Source organism: Methylicorpusculum oleiharenae (genome assembly GCF_009828925.2).
Classification (GTDB): Bacteria; Pseudomonadota; Gammaproteobacteria; order Methylococcales; family Methylomonadaceae; genus Methylicorpusculum; species Methylicorpusculum oleiharenae.
The window spans coordinates 156,657-176,483 of record NZ_WUTY02000001.1; the positions used below are offsets into that span (position 1 = coordinate 156,657).

General features: G+C 46.5%; 19 protein-coding genes. 6 read left to right on the forward strand and 13 right to left on the reverse strand.

The features are described 5' to 3' along the window. Positions 1–227: 227 nt before the first annotated feature. Both GO003_RS00800 and GO003_RS00805 read left to right on the forward strand, forming a co-directional pair. A complete protein-coding gene (locus GO003_RS00800; RefSeq protein ID WP_159656042.1) occupies positions 228–668 on the forward strand; it encodes a hypothetical protein in 441 nt (146 codons plus the stop codon). Between the two features lie 30 nt (positions 669–698). Next, positions 699–908 (forward strand): hypothetical protein, encoded by a 210-nt coding sequence (locus GO003_RS00805; protein WP_159656041.1) that lies wholly within the window; start codon positions 699–701, stop codon positions 906–908. Positions 909–990: 82 nt separating this feature from the next. Here GO003_RS00805 and GO003_RS00810 read toward each other — a convergent pair whose 3' ends face one another. From GO003_RS00810 to GO003_RS00845, 8 genes are all read right to left on the reverse strand, one after another. Next, positions 991–1,473, reverse strand: a complete 483-nt coding sequence (locus GO003_RS00810; RefSeq protein ID WP_159656040.1) for an NlpC/P60 family protein — start codon at positions 1,471–1,473, stop codon at positions 991–993. Positions 1,474–1,656: 183 nt separating this feature from the next. Beyond that, positions 1,657–2,544 (reverse strand): OmpA family protein, encoded by an 888-nt coding sequence (locus GO003_RS00815; protein WP_159656039.1) that lies wholly within the window; start codon positions 2,542–2,544, stop codon positions 1,657–1,659. A 227-nt stretch (positions 2,545–2,771) separates the two neighbouring features. Beyond that, the gene (locus GO003_RS00820; RefSeq protein ID WP_159656038.1) at positions 2,772–3,260 is read right to left on the reverse strand and encodes a CinA family protein; all 489 of its coding nucleotides are present in this window, start codon (positions 3,258–3,260) and stop codon (positions 2,772–2,774) included. A 117-nt stretch (positions 3,261–3,377) separates the two neighbouring features. Beyond that, positions 3,378–3,785, reverse strand: a complete 408-nt coding sequence (locus tag GO003_RS00825) for a ketosteroid isomerase-related protein (protein WP_159656036.1) — start codon at positions 3,783–3,785, stop codon at positions 3,378–3,380. Positions 3,786–3,898: 113 nt separating this feature from the next. Beyond that, the gene (gene miaA, locus GO003_RS00830; protein WP_407942054.1) at positions 3,899–4,837 is read right to left on the reverse strand and encodes a tRNA (adenosine(37)-N6)-dimethylallyltransferase MiaA; all 939 of its coding nucleotides are present in this window, start codon (positions 4,835–4,837) and stop codon (positions 3,899–3,901) included. Positions 4,838–4,839: 2 nt separating this feature from the next. Further along, positions 4,840–6,657, reverse strand: coding sequence for a DNA mismatch repair endonuclease MutL (mutL, locus tag GO003_RS00835; RefSeq protein WP_159656034.1), 1,818 nt, complete (start codon positions 6,655–6,657; stop codon positions 4,840–4,842). A gap of 134 nt (positions 6,658–6,791) precedes the next feature. Continuing rightward, positions 6,792–7,721: an HDOD domain-containing protein gene (locus tag GO003_RS00840; protein ID WP_231088755.1), complete on the reverse strand. Its 930-nt coding sequence runs from the start codon at positions 7,719–7,721 to the stop codon at positions 6,792–6,794. Positions 7,722–7,732: 11 nt separating this feature from the next. Beyond that, complete coding sequence (locus GO003_RS00845; RefSeq protein WP_231088756.1) at positions 7,733–9,139, reverse strand: sigma-54 interaction domain-containing protein; 1,407 nt, start codon at positions 9,137–9,139, stop codon at positions 7,733–7,735. Between the two features lie 256 nt (positions 9,140–9,395). Here GO003_RS00845 and GO003_RS00850 point away from each other — a divergent pair, with 256 nt between their 5' ends. Next, positions 9,396–10,199: a PEP-CTERM sorting domain-containing protein gene (locus tag GO003_RS00850; protein ID WP_159656032.1), complete on the forward strand. Its 804-nt coding sequence runs from the start codon at positions 9,396–9,398 to the stop codon at positions 10,197–10,199. A gap of 107 nt (positions 10,200–10,306) precedes the next feature. Here the strand turns inward: GO003_RS00850 and GO003_RS00855 are convergent, their stop codons facing one another. The 3 genes from GO003_RS00855 to GO003_RS00865 all read right to left on the reverse strand — a co-directional run bounded on the left by GO003_RS00855 (position 10,307) and on the right by GO003_RS00865 (position 13,678). Beyond that, a complete protein-coding gene (locus GO003_RS00855; protein WP_231088757.1) occupies positions 10,307–11,686 on the reverse strand; it encodes an N-acetylmuramoyl-L-alanine amidase in 1,380 nt (459 codons plus the stop codon). Between the two features lie 106 nt (positions 11,687–11,792). Further along, complete coding sequence (gene tsaE / locus GO003_RS00860; protein ID WP_159656028.1) at positions 11,793–12,215, reverse strand: tRNA (adenosine(37)-N6)-threonylcarbamoyltransferase complex ATPase subunit type 1 TsaE; 423 nt, start codon at positions 12,213–12,215, stop codon at positions 11,793–11,795. Further along, positions 12,212–13,678 (reverse strand): NAD(P)H-hydrate dehydratase, encoded by a 1,467-nt coding sequence (locus GO003_RS00865; RefSeq protein WP_159656026.1) that lies wholly within the window; start codon positions 13,676–13,678, stop codon positions 12,212–12,214. The genes tsaE and GO003_RS00865 overlap by 4 nt, the downstream gene beginning before the upstream one ends. Positions 13,679–13,738: 60 nt before the next feature. On the opposite strand from GO003_RS00865, the gene queG reads away from it, so the two are divergent. The 3 genes from queG (at position 13,739) to GO003_RS00880 (ending at position 18,085) form a co-directional block, all read left to right on the forward strand. Further along, positions 13,739–14,821, forward strand: a complete 1,083-nt coding sequence (gene queG / locus GO003_RS00870; protein ID WP_159656024.1) for a tRNA epoxyqueuosine(34) reductase QueG — start codon at positions 13,739–13,741, stop codon at positions 14,819–14,821. A 137-nt stretch (positions 14,822–14,958) separates the two neighbouring features. Next, a complete protein-coding gene (locus GO003_RS00875; RefSeq protein ID WP_231088758.1) occupies positions 14,959–16,809 on the forward strand; it encodes a L,D-transpeptidase family protein in 1,851 nt (616 codons plus the stop codon). Positions 16,810–17,002: 193 nt separating this feature from the next. Then, entirely contained in the window at positions 17,003–18,085 is a 1,083-nt protein-coding gene (locus GO003_RS00880; RefSeq protein ID WP_159656020.1) for a VCBS repeat-containing protein, read from the forward strand. A gap of 3 nt (positions 18,086–18,088) precedes the next feature. Here GO003_RS00880 and GO003_RS00885 read toward each other — a convergent pair whose 3' ends face one another. Continuing rightward, positions 18,089–18,739 carry a MarC family protein gene (locus GO003_RS00885; protein ID WP_159656018.1) on the reverse strand — a complete coding sequence of 217 codons (651 nt, stop codon included), beginning with the start codon at positions 18,737–18,739 and terminating at the stop codon, positions 18,089–18,091. Between the two features lie 187 nt (positions 18,740–18,926). After that, positions 18,927–19,583, reverse strand: a complete 657-nt coding sequence (locus GO003_RS00890; protein ID WP_159656016.1) for a DUF5610 domain-containing protein — start codon at positions 19,581–19,583, stop codon at positions 18,927–18,929. Between the last annotated feature and the right edge of the window lie 244 nt (positions 19,584–19,827).

A 19,827-nucleotide genomic window follows, 5' to 3' on the forward strand; every position in this document is an offset into this window, starting at 1 on the left:
CTGGTTTTTACAATTGCGCATGCTGCTCGACGAAGACGCTGAAGAACGGTGCTATCCACTATGCTCACAGCGCGGTAACCCCGGTAATCGTTTCGCCGCATCAGACGGATGTCATTCCCCTGGCGCCGGAATTTATCGCACCGCAAGATGGGAACGATAAGCAAGATTATGGACTGGCTGCCGCTCGGCGCTGGTTGGAGCGCGAAGGTGGCAATCTGCCAAGGAACGTGACGTTTTTAGGGGACGATTTATATTGCAAACAGCCTTTTTGCGAACGCCTCAAGCAACAGGGCCAACATTTCATCCTGGTCTGCAAGCCGGAATCCCATAAAACCCTTTACGAGTGGGTTGAGGATTTTCAGCGGCTCGGGCAGGTTGACGTGATCGAAAAACGCCGCTGGACAGGCAAACAACGGCTGACCGAACGCTACCGCATCGCTCGGCAAGTGCCGTTACGCGACAGCGATGATGCCCTATTAATGAATTGGTGCGAAATCGAGATCATGGATGAGCAAGGCCAGCTCGTTTACCGTAACGCGTTCGCCACTGATTATGCAGTAGATGCGCAGAATGTTGCTGAAATCGTCAGCGCCGGTCGCACCCGCTGGAAAATCGAAAAACGAAAACAACAACACGTTGAAAACCAAGGGATATCACTTCGCGCATAACTTCGGCCATGGGAAAAAAACCTCGCCGCCTTGTTAGCCAGCCTGATCATCCTGGCTTTTCTGGTTCATACGGTGTTGCAATGGTTCGATCAATGTTATCGATTGCTGCGTGAAGAATTGTACAGTCGGAAGACGTTTTTTAACGATTTAAGGGCGCTCACCCGTTATGTCTGTTTTGATAACTGGCAACATTTGATGGAATTTTTGCTTGATGGTTTGAATATCCCTATTCCCCGATGAAAGCTCTTAGGGTGATCCGCCTAAATTGAGAATTGCTGATATACAGTGTATTGTTTGTCGCAATTCAAAATGGCTCTTATCTTTAGCCAAGCACTCTGATTGATTTCCAGTATTTACTCGCCCAATAACGGTTATCGAGACTCGAAATAGCGACACCTTTGGTAGAGGATACATGCATGAATCGTCTTTGTTCGAGATAAATGCCGACATGATTTTGCGTGGACTCGGTTTTGAAGAATACCAGATCACCCGCTTTCAGTTCATTCTGGCGAACCGGATAACCAGTTTGAGACTGATGACCGGAAGAGCGGGGTAAACGAATGCCCAGCTTTTGCTGATAGGTCAAATAAACAAAGCCTGAACAATCAACACCTGCTTTCGATAAGCCGCCATTTCTGTAACGAACGGACGCCCATTCCTGAAACTGATCATAGAACAGTTTCTTTAAAACAGGTTCGGAATAGGTCAAACGCGGCACCTCGGGTTTATTTGGCTGGCTGGCGCATCCAAATAACAAAAGTGTCGGTAAAATCACCTGAATCAATTTAATTAATAAACAGCGCATGACGTTGCATCACGGGTTAATAAAGGTAAAAATTCTATACCGCAGGCTCAATGCCAATAAGCTAACAAAATTTGGCAAAAACCAAGATCAATGAACCTCAAATTAGGTGCTGAATTATCAGCACCCAAAGCTTGTTGATACTACGAACCCCGCACTACTAGCAAAACAACATCGAATACAGACTTACCTTGGATAGACATATTGTTGCTGAGGGTAGACCGGCTGCTGTGGATACTGCTGTTGCGGATATTGTTGTTGTGGGTATTGCTGCTGAGGATAGCCGCCTTGAGCAGGATAGCTTTGCTGTTGCGGATAACCTTGTTGCTGAGGGTAACCTTGCTGTTGGGGATAGCCCTGCTGCTGAGGGTAGCCTTGTTGTTGCTGTGGATATGCACCTTGAGGTTGCTGCTGAGGCGCAGGCGTTTGATTTGCCACTATGGCCAATTCAACACGTCTGTTGATAGACCGGTTTCCTTCACTGGTATTTGGGACTTTAGGCATGGATTTACCCATACCTTGCTGGGTAATCCGATTGTAAGCGACGCCTCGCTGAGTCAGGTAATTGGAAACACTGGTAGCTCTCTGATCAGATAACTTTAAATTGTAACTTTCACTACCTTTATCGTCAGTATGCCCGGTAACGCTGATCCTGGATTCAGGGTACTGATTTAACACATTAGCAACAGAATCCAGCGCCGTAAAAGCTTGTGGCGTCAGTTGAGCAGAATCAAAACCAAAAGTAATATTGTCAGGCATGGTCAGATTAAGCGTATTTTCTGCCGTTCTCTGCACTTCAATCCCTGTTCCCTGCAATGATTCCCGCATTTCCTGCTCCTGATGATCCATATAAGCGCCAACCCCTGCGCCCAGCAAACCACCCGCCAAGGCTCCCAATCCGGCATTTTTAAGATCATTTCCTCCAAATAATGTTCCCGCTCCAGCGCCGACTGCAGCGCCTATACCGGCCCCTTTGGCCGTTGTACTGATTCGTGACTCTCCTGTGTAAGGATCTGTAACACAACCTGCCAGCAAAGTTGAACTGATAGCAAACATAACCCATTTATTTTTCATATGAACGTACCCGAATAGTTAGAAATATTTGACCAACACTGAAATTGATAACTGATCTTGCCAAAAACAAGGTGATAGCCTAGAAAATAATAATAAAGCTGAGCTGAATAAAAAGTTTTATTCAGCGGCCGACAAGGCAACTGGAGATCGTCCTTACCCATTTTTATTTCATAAACCCTGTCCATACAAGCCATCAAGAGATCTTGTTCCAAGCTGGCTGCCCAGGATCATAACCGCGTGTTTGACATCAAAATCTTAAGCGCTTCTATAATAGTTTGCCGCCTTACTTCACTTCGACCGCCGGAAAATAAGAACTTTTGACAGAAAATCTCATTGCGAATAGAGGCCCAAGCAATATAAACAGTTCCAACCGGCTTTTCCTCGGTCCCGCCGTCTGGTCCTGCAATACCTGTTACAGCAACCCCTTGTGTTGCCGAGCTATTTTTCAATGCGCCCAAAGCCATCTCTGTTGCTGTTTCAGAACTTACTGCGCCAAATGTTACCAAGGATTCAGGCTTAACAGCTAACATTTGAATTTTCGATGCATTGCTGTAGGTTACAAAACCTCGATCAAACCAGGCAGAGCTTCCGGGAATTTCGGTCAACGTTTGAGCAATGCCACCGCCGGTACAAGACTCTGCAGTAACAATGACCTCCCCTTTGCTTTTGAAAAGGACGCCTAAATCTTTTGCCAAACTAACTAACTGATTGTCCATTAGCCTGATGGGATTAAGTGAATGGTGATTGCCTGCTGATGAATAATTCGTTGGCTGAACCGGTCTGAGGAGATGAGAAGCCAATCATTCGCATCTCCTCTTTAACCGGTTGCTTGATTAACCGCTAACTTGAGCGATCCAATCTTTCAGATTGTAATAGTTGGTAATACGGGCCACTTTATTGTCGCTGATTTCAAAAAAAGCACCTGCGGGCAAACGGTATTTCTGACCTTCTGCTTCCGGCAAACCTTCATCCGTTTTTATATATTCGCCCAAAACCACAAACTCAGCCGCTGCCCGGTGTCCATCTGCTGTTGCCATGATCACCATATCGACCAATTGTTCTTTATAGTTATTATTCATACAGGCCATGAACTGTTTAAACGCCGCTTTACCGACTTGGCGGTCGCCTTGATTGATGTCATGAACCACATCGTCCGTCAACAGGCTTAAAAAAGTATCCATATCACCCGAATTGAAAGCGTTGTAGTAATTTTGTATGAGGTTTATGGTTTCTTGATTCATATCTATCTCGAGTAAGTTGAACTTTAAATTGGATATTTTATAGTTTTAAGCCTCAGTTCTCCTAACAAAAATGGAGGCAGACTCGCTGAAGAGTTACTATTATTTTTTAGTCATTACAGAAAACGCCTTAAATGCTGCATTACCTGCTCTACCAGCTTTTCCTCTGCCGATTCAAACCAATGCGCCTCCGATTCCCTGCGTAGCCAGGTAAACTGACGCTTGGCTAACTGACGGGTGGCAACAATACCTTTTTCTACCATCGTGGCGTAGTCGTATTCGCCTTTAAGATAAGACCAAATCTGACGATAACCCACGGCTCTGATCGAAGGCAATTTTTCACTCAGGTCGCCTCGAGAAAAAAGGCCTTGTACTTCGTCGATAAACCCCTGATCCAGCATCTGCATATAACGTTGTGCAATCATCTGATGGAGCAGCTTACGGTCATTCGGGGCAATAATGATTTTAGCTATTTGAAAAGGAAAACTATTGGCCTGTTCGGTCTTGATCAATTCGCTGATCGGCGTGCCGGTTAGCTCATAGACTTCCAATGCCCGCTGGACACGCTGCGGATCATTAGGATGAATACGCTGAGCCGCTGCAGGATCAATGAGACCAAGACGCCGGTGCATCTCCTCTTTGCCCAATTCCCGGCAGTCTTTATCCAACCGGTTTCTGACTGCCTCATCGGCTACCGGCAATTGCGCCAAGCCCTGGGTCAACGCATTGAAATACAACATGGTGCCGCCTACCAGAATCGGCAGTTTGCCACGAGCCAGAATCTGATCAATCAAGCTCAGCGCCTGATTCCGGAATGCACCTGTTGAAAACGATTCGGCAGGATCGATTATATCAATCAGATGATGCGGAATTTCAGCCCGCTCAGCCAAACCGGGTTTAGCCGTACCTATATCCATCCCTTTGTAAACAAGGGCCGAGTCGACACTGATTATTTCGCCGTTCAAACGCCTCGCCAGTTGCATTGCCAAAGCCGACTTCCCCGATGCGGTCGGCCCCATGATGCCAATCACGACCGCTTGTTCATGTTTATGCAAGACTACTGACCCCTTAAAAAAAACTTGTCCAGATCGGACGTCGTCAATTCAACCCAGGTCGGACGGCCATGATTACATTGTCCAATTCTTTCTGTTTGCTCCATATCTCTCAACAGTGCATTCATTTCATCGATAGTCAGTTTACGTCCGGCCCGAACAGCACCGTGACAGGCGGCTGCAGCCAGGATTTCATTGATTTTTTCCTCAATCTTCAGACTCGCTTCGTGCTCGATAAAATCGGCTAAGACATCGCGGATCAATGCCTCCATATCCGCGCCAACCAAAAGTGCAGGCACTGATCGCAAAATGATATTTTCCGGGCCCGAGCGATTAATATCGAAACCCAGCTGATAAAAGAAGTCATGCTGATCTTCAGCCAATTCAGCTTCGATGCCGGTCACTTGAATCGTGATCGGCAATAATAAAGGCTGACTGACAATGCTGCCTTGCGCAAATTGCTTTTTAAGCCGTTCATAAGTCACTCGCTCATGTGCCGCATGGGTATCAACCAAAATAATGCCGGTGGGGGTTTCCGCAAGAATAAAAATATTCTGCAAATGCGCGATGGCATAGCCCAAAGGCGGCTTAGTCTGGCCGGCTTGCTGATGCCTGATCTCCGCAGGCGCCTGATTTATCGATCTCGGATAAAGGGCGGTGTAGGCTTGTATCTGTTCTTCCACATGGATAGGAAGCGGTGCTTGCTGAGGCCGCGATGAATAACCCGGGTCTCTCCGTGGCGCTTGAAATTCCCGGGAAGCGGAATTTTTTTCAACGGGATAAGTCTCGTCAACGGCATCGATCCGAGTCACCCGATGTTCCGGCCGAATATCAGCCAATGACCGGTGCAGGGCTTGAAATAGAAAATCATGAACCAAACGCCCTTCACGAAACCGGACTTCCAATTTGGCAGGATGCGCATTGACATCAACCAAAGCAGGATCCAGGACAAGATAAAGTACAAACACAGGATGCCGCCCCTGGTAAAGTACATCCTGATAGGCTTGCTTGACGGCATGGGACACCAGTTTGTCTTTAACCAGCCGACCATTGACATAAAAAAACTGCATATCCTGTTGACTACGTGAAAACGTAGGCAAACCCACCCAACCCGACAATTGCAGACCGGATGCAGCAAAATCGATTTTGACTGAATTTTCGATAAACGCCGTTCCACAAACATCGGCAATACGCTGTTCTTGCTGTTCGTCAGTCAGCGCGGGTTTTAAATTGAATACTTCCTTTTGATTATGGGTTAACTTAAAACCCATTTCGAACCGGCTTAGCGCCATCCGTTTAATCAACGTTTCAATGTGTGCAAATTCGGTTTTTTCGGCTTTCAGAAATTTCCGGCGCGCCGGTGTATTGTAAAACAGATCGCGCACATCCACAGTTGTGCCTGGTGGATGGGGATCCGGTTGCGGATCAAAATCTGTTTCCGTGCCATCCGCTGAAACGCGCCAGGCGCAATCGGCCTCCGGCGGTCTTGAAATAAGTGTGAGCCTCGCTACAGAACTGATGCTGGGCAAGGCTTCGCCCCGAAAACCCATGGTCGCAACATGTTCCAAATCATCCAGTGAAGCTATTTTGCTGGTCGCGTGCCGGGATAACGCCAGCGGTAGATCTTCCTTATCAATGCCACAGCCATCATCCCTGATTTTTATCAGTCTGGCTCCGCCTTGTTCAATATCGATAGAGATCTGCCCGGCACCGGCGTCGAAACAATTTTCAACCAATTCTTTAACGACAGAAGCCGGTCTTTCAACCACTTCACCGGCAGCGATTTGATTGACAAGTTGGGTAGGAAGCGCGTGTATACGCATAGAACAGCTAATCCAAAAAGGACTATTTTATCTGAAGTGACCACGGAATGTAGTTCTGATTTAGGAAGAGCTCTTAACCTGAATTAAAGCGTTATGCCGACTAAAAACAGCATGGATTGCATTTTTAAAAGACATCAACCGCCCACCAGGCTCGCCGCTGTCGCCTTGATGTCAGGCAATACAGCGTTAATGTCATTCAAAGCGGATTCGCAGATTTTTGCATCCAAGCCCAACTCAACGAAAACATCATCCTCACACGGTTGATTCTGCGCATCCCCAATCCGCAGCGTACCTAACAAGGAATCCGTCAAGTAAACCAGAAGATTGAGCACGTAATGCTCTCCCCGGTAATAGGGGTTATGGTGATGATAAACAATATCAAGTATGGGTTTGGGCATAGCCCAACTGGTCATTAGCCAGGCACCTAACTGCGTATGGTCAACACCAAAAGCAAACTGTTCGACATTATAAATATTCAATGAGGGATTGACTGAAATGATTTTATTCAGATAGAGAAACTCTTTCGGAAATTCATGTCCCAGCAGAGGAAAACCGATGTTGTGCATCAACGCCGACAAAAACAAGACATCCGGACGTGTTTGTTTTTCAAGCGTCAAGTGCCGGTTAAGCAGCTTAATCAGGCGCGTTCCCGCCAAGGCCTGTATCCAAAGCATTTCTGTGCCGATAACTCCGTGTTTAGGCGCCCGAAGCGGTTGTAATGCACTTAACCCCAATGCCAGGTTCATAACGAAATCAAAACCCAAAACTCGACTGATAGCGTCTTTAACCGTAGTAATCTTGCCTCTGTAGCCATAGAGTGGAGAACTGGCCCAGCGAATGACCTGTGTTGTTAATATGGGGTCCAGTTCAATAATAGCCCCCAGTCTGGCGGCATCAGCCAGAGGATCCGCAGCCAATTTTATGACTTTGGCAGCAATGCCCGGCAATGGCGGCAGTTCTTTAACTTTTGAAACTGCACTGCGCATATCTGAAGGATGCGAAAAATGCTCAAACGGAGCGGCAATATTCGAAAGTGTCCAATTAATTAAAGTTGCATCCATCATATCCGGCCATTTCAATTTAAATTCAATCGATTAAGTTTTCTATACAACGTTCTTTCACTGACATTCATTTCAGTCGCAATCAATTTACGATTGCCTTGGTATTTACTGATCAACTGCCTGATAAACTCGGCTTCCATAATTTCCATTGGCGTCAGGTTCTTACTGTCCGGCTCGGAGCGGCAAAAACCTTTGGTCGCGACATTTCCTGAGAAGTTACCGTCAATATGACGGGCACTTTCATCGATAGGAGTAATCCGGGACTGTTGATCCATGGATTGCCCTCTTCTCTCCAATTTCAAATGATTTGAGTCTTGAGATTGACGCCGCATAATGAGAACGTCTGATGCTTCAATTTGATCATTCTTGCAAAGACTCGCTGCTAATTGTAAGCAGTTTTTAAGCTCACGAATATTTCCCGGCCATTTGTGATTGTTCAGTTTCATTAATGCATCAATAGAAATACTGAACGTAAAGTTTTCTTTATGACTGATTTGCTTGAGCAAATGCTGTACCAATAAAGGCATATCTTCGCTTCTGTCCCTTAATGGGGGAATTTCAATCGGAAAAACAGCGAGCCTGTAAAATAAGTCCTCCCTGAACCGGCCTTCCTTAACCATGGCCGCCAGGTCCCGGTGAGTCGCACTCACCACTCTAACAGTGGATTTTAGCGTCGAAGTGCCGCCAACCCGTCTAAATTGTCCGCTCTCTAGAGCTCTTAAAAGCTTGGGCTGCAATGAGAGCGGCAATTCACCAATTTCATCCAAAAACAAGGTTCCTTGATTAGCCAGCTCGAACAAGCCTTTTTTTACGCCAGCCGCACCGGTAAATGAGCCTTTTTCATGACCGAAAAGTTCACTTTCAAACAAGTCTTCATTGAGTATGGTGCAATCTACAACAACAAACTCTCCATTGGCATTTTTTGACTGGCGGTGAATATACTCGGCAGCCAGCTCTTTTCCTGTTCCGGTCTCGCCGTTAAGCATCACGGCTGCATGCGACTGGGCGGCTTGTTGCAATTTGGTTTTAAGCTTCAAAAAACCCGGTGATGCCCCAATCATTCTGGGACTTTCGGTTACAGAACTTGTTGTGCCCGAGATAATCAGCGATTCCCCAAGATACAGTTGACCGTCCGAGTCAAGTAGTGGATAACCTCGCACCCGTAACAAGCGTTGTTCTTGATTATCCAGCTTGTCAGTATAGAGTCCCACATAGGGTTCTATGCTCTTAAACAGCTGTGAATGCCTGCACTTGCCCGCCTCATGGCAACAAGGAAGACTCATCCGTTTCTCGCGACTCATGCCGAAGTGCAATTCCCAGGCCTTGTTGACTGCAACCACATTCAACGAAGCGTCAATTATCACAAAAGGGGTGTCGTGCGTTTCTAATAAAGATTCAAGCGTGACTGAATTTTTTAACATAACGCTAATGAAGTTAAGTCCCTAAAGGTTTTCACTCTAAAATGATGAACTGAAATCAATTGTCCAAATGCCTGAATATTCCTATGAAAATAATCTGACATGTAATACCTGCATGACATGATTGACCTCTTAAATGACATTTCTGTCAGTCCGGTTGCTAATTCTAGCCTAAGAGTCAGGCAAAACCAGTATTTTCAACATTGGCATTAATTTTGTTTATGCCTAATTATTCAAAAACTTTTTACTGGGAAAGCTCATGATTAAAAACACCGCACTGATACTCGCTCTGTTTACAGGTACCATGCTGCCGGTTCAAGCCAGCATAACTGTCGATGGTAACTTAACTGATTGGGGTATCAAACGTAATGGCAATGCAAATGACTGGACGCCAAACCCCGGCATTCATTTTACTGTTGAAGATCAAACCGGAAATCTTAATCAATATCTCAATCCCGGCTATGGCGGACAGGCTTATGATGCTGAAGCTTTATATGCCTATATCACTGACTCGCATTTATTCATCGCACTGGCAACGGGTCACAATCCCAACACGCCTAACAATCCATTAGGAAATAGTTACGGCGCCGGAGACTTTGCCATCGACTTTGGCTTGGATGGAACTTATGAAGTGGGTATCAATGTAAAACCGGACTGGGATACTTTTGGAGTAGCGAAAGGTCTCTATCGGGTTGACGAGTGGGCTTATGGTTTGTGGGAGAATGGCAACGCTCCTGGGTATTTAAAATCGGAACATCCCACCGCCATTTTGGCAGGCACGCTGTTAGGCATCGCAGACATGGCTATCAGCGGCCCGCAAACTGGCTACGGTCAATGGAAAAATGACACTCACTATTTTTATGAAATCAGTTTGGGACTTGGTTTATTGAGAGATGCCGGCTGGAACGGTTCCAGCTTCAATATCCATTGGACTCAACTGTGCGCCAATGATTTTATCATCGTGGATCCGCCGGTAACCGTACCGGAGGCAGGCAGCCTGCTTATGATGTCACTGGGTTTATTCGGTATGAGTTGGGTGCGGAGGAAAAAAACGAGTTTTTAAAGATTACACAATCCCCTTGCTTAAACTGAGCGGTGGGCAAGTTCATCATGAACTTGCCCTTTTTTTGTAAAATTTCTGGCTATTCCCAGCTTAACACCACGTCCAACTTATAGGTTATCGCTACCTGTACTTGCAACGCGTGTTTCCATCGGTGAAAAATGTTTGAAATAACTATCAATGCCGTTAAACACAGCTCTGGCTAACGTATCCTGATGCGCACTATTCTTTAGCCTCTCCTCCTCCGTCGGATTGGAAATAAAGGCCATCTCAACCAAAATAGAAGGTACATCCGGTGATTTCAAGACTAAAAACTCGGCCTTTTGAACCGCATTCTGATGAACCTGACCTGCTTTTTTCAAGCTTTTCAAAACAGTCGAGGCTGCGTTAACACTGGCTTCCTGGGTAGCCGTCTGTGAAAGATCAAGTAAAACTTTGGCTAACACATCATCTTTGTCAACCAGACTGACGCCTCCGATCAAATCCGCTGCATTTTCCTGGTCCGCCAGCCAACGAGAAGCCTCGTTACTAGCCCCTGCAGTAGACAGCGTAAAAACCGAGGCACCTTGTACATCGGCCTGCTGGAATGCATCGGCATGTATCGAAACGAATAAATCGGCATTGGCGTCTCTAGCGATATTCATACGCTCCCTGAGACTGATGTAGTAATCCCCTTTTCGGACTAATACCGCTTTCATTCCGGATTTAGCGTTGATCATTCCGGCCAGTTTTTTGGCAATAGCCAAAGTCACTTCTTTTTCATGCGTACCTTTTGGGCCATGAGCACCAGGATCCTCACCGCCATGTCCGGCATCAATCGCGATAACGATATCCCCTGCTCTTTCAGCAGCCGATTTTGTTTGCAAAAGAGGTTCCTTTGCCTCAACTTCGTTTTTTACGGATAACGTTTCTGCTTGTGAAGCGGCTTTTTCAACCGGAGCCGGAGTAGGTTCTTTCGCAGCCACTGTTACCGGTTTTTCAGAAGTAAAATCCTTCTTGGAATCGCTTTCTACCTTAACCGGTTTCTCTGTTTCTTTAGTCACAGCTGCTGATACCGATTCACTAGCCGGGACGGTTTTAGCCATACGCGGTTTGGATGCTTTATCCGGATCAACGCCTTTAGGAAAAAAATCAACAATCAATTGATGGCCTTTAGCTTTTCCACCCGATACAGGAGAAACCCTGGGTGTTCCGGATTTTTTCAAATCAATAACCACTCTCAAATCACCCTCGTTACGCAAAGCGCTTCTAACTCTTGAAAACAAAGGATGATTGTTTGAAGGCTGGTCTAATGGCCCTGATAACCTGACATTTTTGAAATCGATCACCATGCGCGGCGGATTATCCAGTAAAAAAACCTGTTGATCAGACTCTGCAGTGAGATCAAAAACCATTCGAGTGTGATCGGACGCTATCCAGTGGTGTAATGCATTCAAACCCGCCTGATCTGCATGAACACAAAATGTTATCAATTGCAGTACCGGAATCATGAGGAGTTTCCAGACGCTATGCATATATTTACCTGAAATAATAATAAACTGGATTAAAGTATAACAATATGTCTTTGTTTTTTCATGTCAGTTTGGAATTATTTTTTTACCCCTCCTTCCTCCACTCCATTTGCATCGAACGGCCTTGTGCCAGTAAATCCAGACGGATCAGAAGGTCGGCCTCGGGCAAAATGCCCAGCCCCATTTCAGGCCATTCAAACAAACAGACCGCCTCTTGCGCCAGATAATCTTCGATGCCCATCCAGATCAATTCTTCAGGGTCTCTGATCCTATATAAGTCAAAATGAAATAGTGTGCGATCGCTGGTTAAATACTCCTCGACGACGGTATAGGTTGGGCTTTTCACCACCCCCTGATAACCGGCAGCCCTCAACAAACCTCTGACAAAGGTTGTCTTGCCCGCCCCCAGTTCACCCTGCAGGTAAACGATGCATTTTTTCGGCAACAGCGGCCATAAATCTGCACCAGCCGCTTCGGTTGCTTCGGTATCTTGCAGTTCGACGATCACTCGTTCACCAACTGTCTCAGATAAGACATTAAATCCCCCGCCAACAAGCCTCTTTCACCGCCCGCCTGGGCAGCCAAATCGCCGGCCAGTCCATGAATATATACCCCTTGTTCGGCGGCGGTCTGCAAACTTAATCCTTGGGCAATTAAGCCTCCAATCACTCCGGAAAGCACATCTCCCATGCCCCCGGACGCCATACCGGGATTACCCGTGGGTGAAATGGCGATATCGGTTTTATTGGCAACTAAAGAACCTGCACCTTTTAATACAACAATACCGCCATAGGCTTTTTGCATTTCACTGACGGCATAAAACCGGTCAGCTTCAATAGCGGCAATCGATGCGGTCAACAATCTTGACGCTTCGCCAGGGTGCGGCGTCAGCACCCAGTTGTCACGGTGGACAGTCCCCCTGGACAATATAGTGAGTCCATCCGCATCCATCACAATCGGTTTGTCAGACTGCAAAACCGCATCAAACAAAGACCGACCCCAAAGCTGGCTGCCCAGCCCGGGCCCCAACACAATGACACTGGCACGCTTGATTCGCTCACTCAACTGATAAGCATCAGAAATGCCATGGCACATGATCTCCGGCCTATCCAGATTCAAAGTCAATGCGTGCTCGGGCCGTGTTGCGACAGTCACCAGACCCGCCCCTATTCGCAGCGCGGCTTCGGCCGCCAATCTTACCGCCCCCGAAAAACCATAATCGCCACCAACAATCAGTACATGGCCGTTTACCCCCTTGTGCGCGCAGCGGCTCCGGCGTGCAAACGGAATACGCATCAACCGGCGCGCTGAACAGTGCTGCCTTTCGTAAACTTGCTGAGGAATATCGAGATCCGAAAAAAGGATGGTTCCGCAGAAATCCGCCGCATCGCCCGTGAATAGGCCTTGTTTAAGCCCAACCAGGGATACGGTGTAATCAGCTTTGACAGCCTCCCCCATCACTTTGCCTGTATCGGCGTTTAGGCCTGAAGGTATATCCGCCGCTATCACCGGACTTGCAGAGGCGTTGATTGCGTTAATGGCCTTTGCATAAAGTCCTGAAACAGGCCGATCCAACCCTGAGCCCAATAAGGCATCTACAATTAAATCTGTTTCAAGCGCAGAGTCCGGCGTGAATGGTTTAAAAATCCCGCCAGCAAGTGTGTAAGCCTCAAAAGCCAGACGGGCATCGCCCTTGAGTGCCGCACCGTCAACAATCGGGTAAACACAGGCGTTTATACCCGCTTCCAATGCAAGCCTTGCAACTACGTAACCGTCCCCGCCATTATTGCCGCCGCCGCAAAAAACAGCCCAATTCCGGCAATCAGGACAGTTGCTTACTATGGTATTAAAAATAAAGTCGCCAGCCCTTGACATCAACTCATAGCCGGTAATGCCGTATTCCTCGATCGCAATTCTATCGAATGTTCTTACTTGATTAACACGATAAAGTTCTATAGGTAGATCTTGCATGATATGTTTACTTAAATTGTTAAAACCTGATTAAGTATTGATTATTTTCTATTATTTGCCATGAACAAACAAACTCTCACCGATTTTGCCGGACTAACCCATCAGATCAAGACCTGGGGTCTTGAGTTAGGCTTTCAGCAAGTCGGGATTAGCGGCATTGATCTCAGCGAAGCCGAACAACATCTTGAAAACTGGCTCCAGAATGGCTTCCAGGGCGAAATGAGTTATATGTCGCGGCATGGCCTTAAACGGTCACGGCCGGCCCTGCTGGAACCCGGCACCCAAAGCATCATATCCGTTCGAATGGATTACCAGACCGAAGCGGAGCCGGCCATGACCCAAAACCTCGAAGCGCCTCTCGCTGCATACATATCCCGCTACGCGTTAGGCCGCGACTACCACAAAGTATTACGGTCACGGCTGCAAAAACTGGCTGATCGTATTCACGAAATAACAGGACCTTTCGGCTATCGCGTGTTCACCGATAGCGCTCCGGTCATGGAAAAGGCGATTGCCGAAAAAGCAGGCATCGGCTGGATAGGCAAACACAGCAATCTGATCAACCGGAAGGCAGGATCCTGGTTTTTTCTTGGCGAAATTTACACTGACTTACCCTTGCCTGCTGATGTGCCCGCATCATCTCACTGCGGAGACTGCGCTGCCTGTATTGACATCTGCCCGACCCGAGCCATTGTGGCACCTTATCAGGTTGATGCAAGATTATGCGTCTCCTATCTTACGATAGAATTACAAGGATCAATTCCTGAAGAGTTAAGACCGCTGATCGGTAACCGGATATACGGCTGCGACGATTGCCAGTTGATTTGCCCCTGGAACCGTTTTGCGAGATTGACTTCAGAACAGGATTTCAACCCCCGTCACCGACTTAACAGCAGGCAGTTGATGGATCTTTTCGGCTGGGATGAACCCGCATTTCTGACTTATACGGAAGGCTCGGCAATTCGCCGGATCGGGCATACGCGCTGGCTAAGAAACATTGCCGTCGCATTGGGAAATGCTCCCCCATCTGACGAGATAATTGAGAAACTCAACACACAACGCTCACATAATTCAGAAGTGGTTAGAGAGCATATCATCTGGGCTATCAATCGCCAGCAGGATAAATTTGATAAATTAGCTTGATGATACAAGGAAGAATTACGCTAGACTTAACCTGAAAACCCTCTTTAAAAACAGGTTGGACTGGCTTTAAACACCAGCTTAGAGTATCTTTAGAGGGATTTATTGCCTTACTGAATTTAAGAAAAAGTTGCCACAAAATGCATAGAAAATATAACTACGTAATACACCGATTCGCAATCCTGAGCTGCGTGTTTTTATTCATATTTTCTGCTCATGCCAATGAGAGCAGCTTTGAAGATCAAATCAGGGAACGCTTCGAATCAGCCATGGCCGGAACGCCTATGGTCGTCAAGCAAAAAACCCTGCATGCCCAAGAGGAAATGATCAAGTTTTATTCTGAACGTCTTTATCAGCCCGCCTGGAGTAACAGCGAAAAACTGACACCCTCCATTCAAGCGCTAAGACAGGCTTTGGCGCATACTGAAGAGCACGGCATGAACCCCGAGGTTTACCATACTTCGGCGATTACAGAATTATTAACCGAACTCAACAGCGGCAACGGCAGCTCATCCGCATGGGTTGATCTTGATTTACTGCTAACCGATGCATTCCTAACCTACAGCTCTCACATCCTTTTCGGCCAGGTCAACCCCGAAACACTAAGACCCGAATGGCGGGCAGGAAAACGTTCAACCGATTTACTGGGGCTACTAAAAAGCTCATTGGAAAACAACAGCGTTGAAGAATCGTTGACACAATTGATTCCACGGCACGCTAGCTATCAGTCACTACTCAAAACGCTTTCTGAATACCGGAGCATTCAACGCACGGGAGGGTGGGCTCGAGTGCCGGAAGGTTCAAAACTCATCAAGGGCGCCAGCGACAAACGCATCATTCAACTGCGTGAAAGACTGATAGCGACCAATGATGCCTCTCCGGAAGATAACACTAAAAGCAAAATCTACGATGAAAAACTCAAACAGGCTGTAGTCCGCTTCCAAAAACGCCACGGCCTTGATGGTGACGGAGTGATAGGGACAGGAACTCAACAGGCTCTGAATATCAGTGTCGAGGAACGCATTGGACAAATTATCGCTAACCTTGAGCGTTGGCGCTGGCTTCCTTCAGACCTTGGCAAGCGTCATATTATGGTCAATATCCCCGGCTATAAACTGACCATGAAAGAAAATGACAAAACGGTTTTGGAAATGCCGGTGATTGTAGGAAAAATCACCCGGGAAACGCCTATTTTTACCGAAAACATGACCTATCTTGTCATCAATCCAACCTGGACTGTGCCAAAAAGCATTGCCGGCAAAGACAAATTGCCTATCTTGAGAAGGGACCCTTCCTATCTGAAACGGCACAACATGGTACTTTATAGCGGCCAAGGATCCAATGCAGTAGAAATCAATCCTTACTCGGTCAACTGGTCGGGCATCAATCCCAACAACTTTCCTTTCCGCATTGTGCAAAAACCCGGACCGAATAACGCATTGGGAAAGATAAAATTTATGCTGCCCAACAAGCACAATGTTTATCTGCATGACACCTCGGAACCCAATCTTTTCAAGAGAAGCGAGCGGTCTTTCAGTTCAGGTTGTATTCGAGTTTCACAACCCCACACGCTGCTGAATGCCGTACTTGAAAATAACACTCGCCTGGCACCCGAAGTCATTCAGAGCGCGTTAAAAAGTACTGATAAAAAAACAGTGACACTACTCAATCCCATACCTGTCCATATTTCTTATTGGACAGCATGGGCCAATGAAGACGGCTCCATCAATTTCCTTAGAGACATTTATGATCGTGACCGTCAGTTGATGAGTGCGCTGGAAAAAATAACGTCGGTTAAGCAAACTCCGACGCTCCCCGTCCCCACTCCTGAACCACCCAAAGCCGATATGATCACAGCCCCTCCTAAATTGGATATTCCGGTTAAGGTTGAACAAGAAGCCATTGCCCCGCAAGTCATCCCTGCTGAATCAAAAAGCTTTCGCTTTCCTTTCTTCTCATTTGGCGACGACAAAGAGCCTTTGAAAGAATAATCTCAACACGAAAGAATAAATGCGTTGATCCGTTCAACGCATTTATTTCATAGACCCACTCCGCGCTTAGTCGCCTTAAAAATTCACCCTGCTGCCTACTGCCTACTCATCTAACAAAACCGGTATATAAAGCTCACATTATTCTGTATCCAGCCGATAACATGGCCAAACCGATTTTTTACAGGCGGCGCAGATGAAAATTGAGAGCTCAACTATCCAGCTTTCCGGCCAACGTTCAGCAACTGAAACACGAACAACCCGTGAATCGTTGAACGCATGGATTGGCCGTCAACAACCGGATGAAGCCTCTTCTGACTCGCGACGAACTCAAAATAATCCGCTATTAGCCGATAGAGTGAGCCTTTCGATCCCAAGTTTCTCCGAAGAGCCAAAAACCAAAGCCCAACCCAGCGGTGAAATTGACCCGGAAAAAGCGCTGGAAAATGATCCGCGTCTTCAACTCATGAAACGCATGCTGGAAGCTTTGACAGGGCAAAAAATCCATCTCACCGGCATAAATCCTTTGGAGTCAGTTGATGAACAGCAGCAAATTACTTCGCCTGATGCGAATACAGGGACCACTCAGGCACCACCTAACCCCACGGCAGGTTTCGGGCTCGAATATCATCGAGTTGAAACGGTTTACGAAGCAGAGCAGACCACATTTTCAGCTAAAGGAATCGTAAACACCGCAGACGGAAAAACCCTTCACTTGTCAGTTCACTTGGCCATGAGCCGGGAATATTTTGAACAGAATGAGGTCAGCGTTCGTTTGGGTGATGCCGTCATGAAAGACCCTTTAGTGCTTAATTTCAATGGACTAGCCGTTCAACTCACCGATACAAAATTCAGTTTCGATATTGATTCTGACGGAATCGAAGATCAAATAGCGTTTGTCCGTTCCGGCAGCGGCTTTCTGGTGATCGATAAGAACGGGGACGGCAGCGTGAATAACGGCCAGGAACTGTTTGGCGCAGTCAGCGGCGATGGCTTCGAAGAGTTAACCACCTACGATGATGACAAGAATTTATGGATTGATGAAAATGATGGCGTTTTTAAAAATCTTCGACTCTGGACAAAAGATGAACAAGGTCATGACACTTTAAGCACACTGACTGAAAAGGAAATCGGCGCGATTTATCTGGGCCAGACCAGTACGGGCTTTTCACTCAAAAACAATCAAAACCAGCTTTATGGACAAATCAAAAGTACGGGGCTGTTCCTTAATGAAAACGGGACTGCCGGTACTGTGCAACAAATTGATTTGGCAGCCTGATTGCTAACCTCCATTTGCCGCAATGGGAGTGAGTAAGCCGCTTTGCGCAATTCCATCAAAAATAAACTGAACGGCCAAGGCTGACAGCAAGATACCGGATATGCGGGTGACGACCTGAATACCCGTAACACCTAAAAATCGTTGAATTCGGCTCGCCATCAGCAATGCCAACAAAGTCAACAACATCATCAGAAATAATGAGCCCAAAATAATCATTTGATGCGCCCAGTTATCTTTAGCCTGAGCCATTAGTAAAACCACAGCTCCCATCGCGCCTGGACCGGCAATCAGTGGAGTTGCTAGTGGAAATACCGAGATATCACTTTTCAATCGGGCTTCATGAACTTCTTCTTCGGTAGTAGAAGTTGCTCCGGATGAGCGTGCAAATACCATATCAATTGCAATCATCAACAGCAAAATACCACCTGATGTTGTTAACGCAGCAATCGATATTCCAAGCCCCATTAATAAAAAATCACCTGTTAAAGCAAATAGAAACAAGATAGCTGAGGCAATCAATGTTCCACGCCATGCATAGGTAGACGTTTCGTCAGGTGAGGCATCGGCAGTCAATACGGCAAAGACCGCAGCCACATCTAACGGACCGATGGTCGTAAACAGTGTCGCCATGGCGACGGCGGCAATTTCTAACATGAAGCTACCGAAAACAAAATTTATCCATGTAATTCGAAAAAATCATCTGCTCGCTGATCCACGAAAAACTCTAAAAGCACGAAATTATTCAACTCATAGCCCCAAATGAACACCGCCACGCCAAGAGAAAAGACCGATTGTTTTTAGTGTCTTTCTTAAGTGCCCTAGACTATCAGTTTTTTTGGGCTCATAGGTTGACATCTGTTTCAACAACCTCGGAGCCTGACGAAGATTCTACCCTGGAAACAGGTGTTTTCTTATAGTTTTCAGCAAAGGCTTTCAGGCCGGCCTGTACCAGTTCATAAGTCTTGTCAATAGTGCCGACAGTATCGCCTTCCAGCACTTGCAATCCCTGCAAAATATCTTTTGCTTCGCTAAAGCCCTTGTCAATACCTCCGCCAATTAATTGGACAAATTGCCCCATAGCGTCTTCATCCGATAACTCACTGTGATTTGCTCGGTATTGTTCAAAAAAGGCAGTTCCGAATTTAACGATACGGTCGGCGGTTGCCTCGGGAGAAACATCGATACCCTCATCATAAGCTTTCTGCAGCGCATCATCGCCGAATTCAGCTTTCAATTCCGCATTAATGCCTTCTAAGGCCGCCTTATAGGCCAGGGTTAACGGTTGATTACCCGTTTCCAGACTCACCTCATAAGAAGCCTCGAGAATACCTTGATTGAGTGCATCTTTAGGTGAAACATCCGGAGCTTTAACCTGTTCTGAATTTTTTGCATGAGCGAGTTCCGACACCTTTTTTCCAAAAGGCTCTTCGGATTTGTTGGCAGGATCTTTGGCCAATTGACTGACCGTCTGACCGAACGGTTGAATATTGATTTTCATCTTGTGAGTCCTTGATAAACAGCTACCTAATGCATATCGGCAAACTCGATAAAATTATAAGTTTTTAACAGACAAATATCCGATTTACTCAAGAGTAAGGCAATTGTAAGCCTTATGGATTATTCTCGGGCAATTGAAACAGCCAACGGCATGGTCCGCTTCCCTCTGCTATCAAGATCCAAGCACCCTATCATCGAGAGCAGATAGCACTATGCTCAGTTATTGTTCAAAAATCAGAGTACCA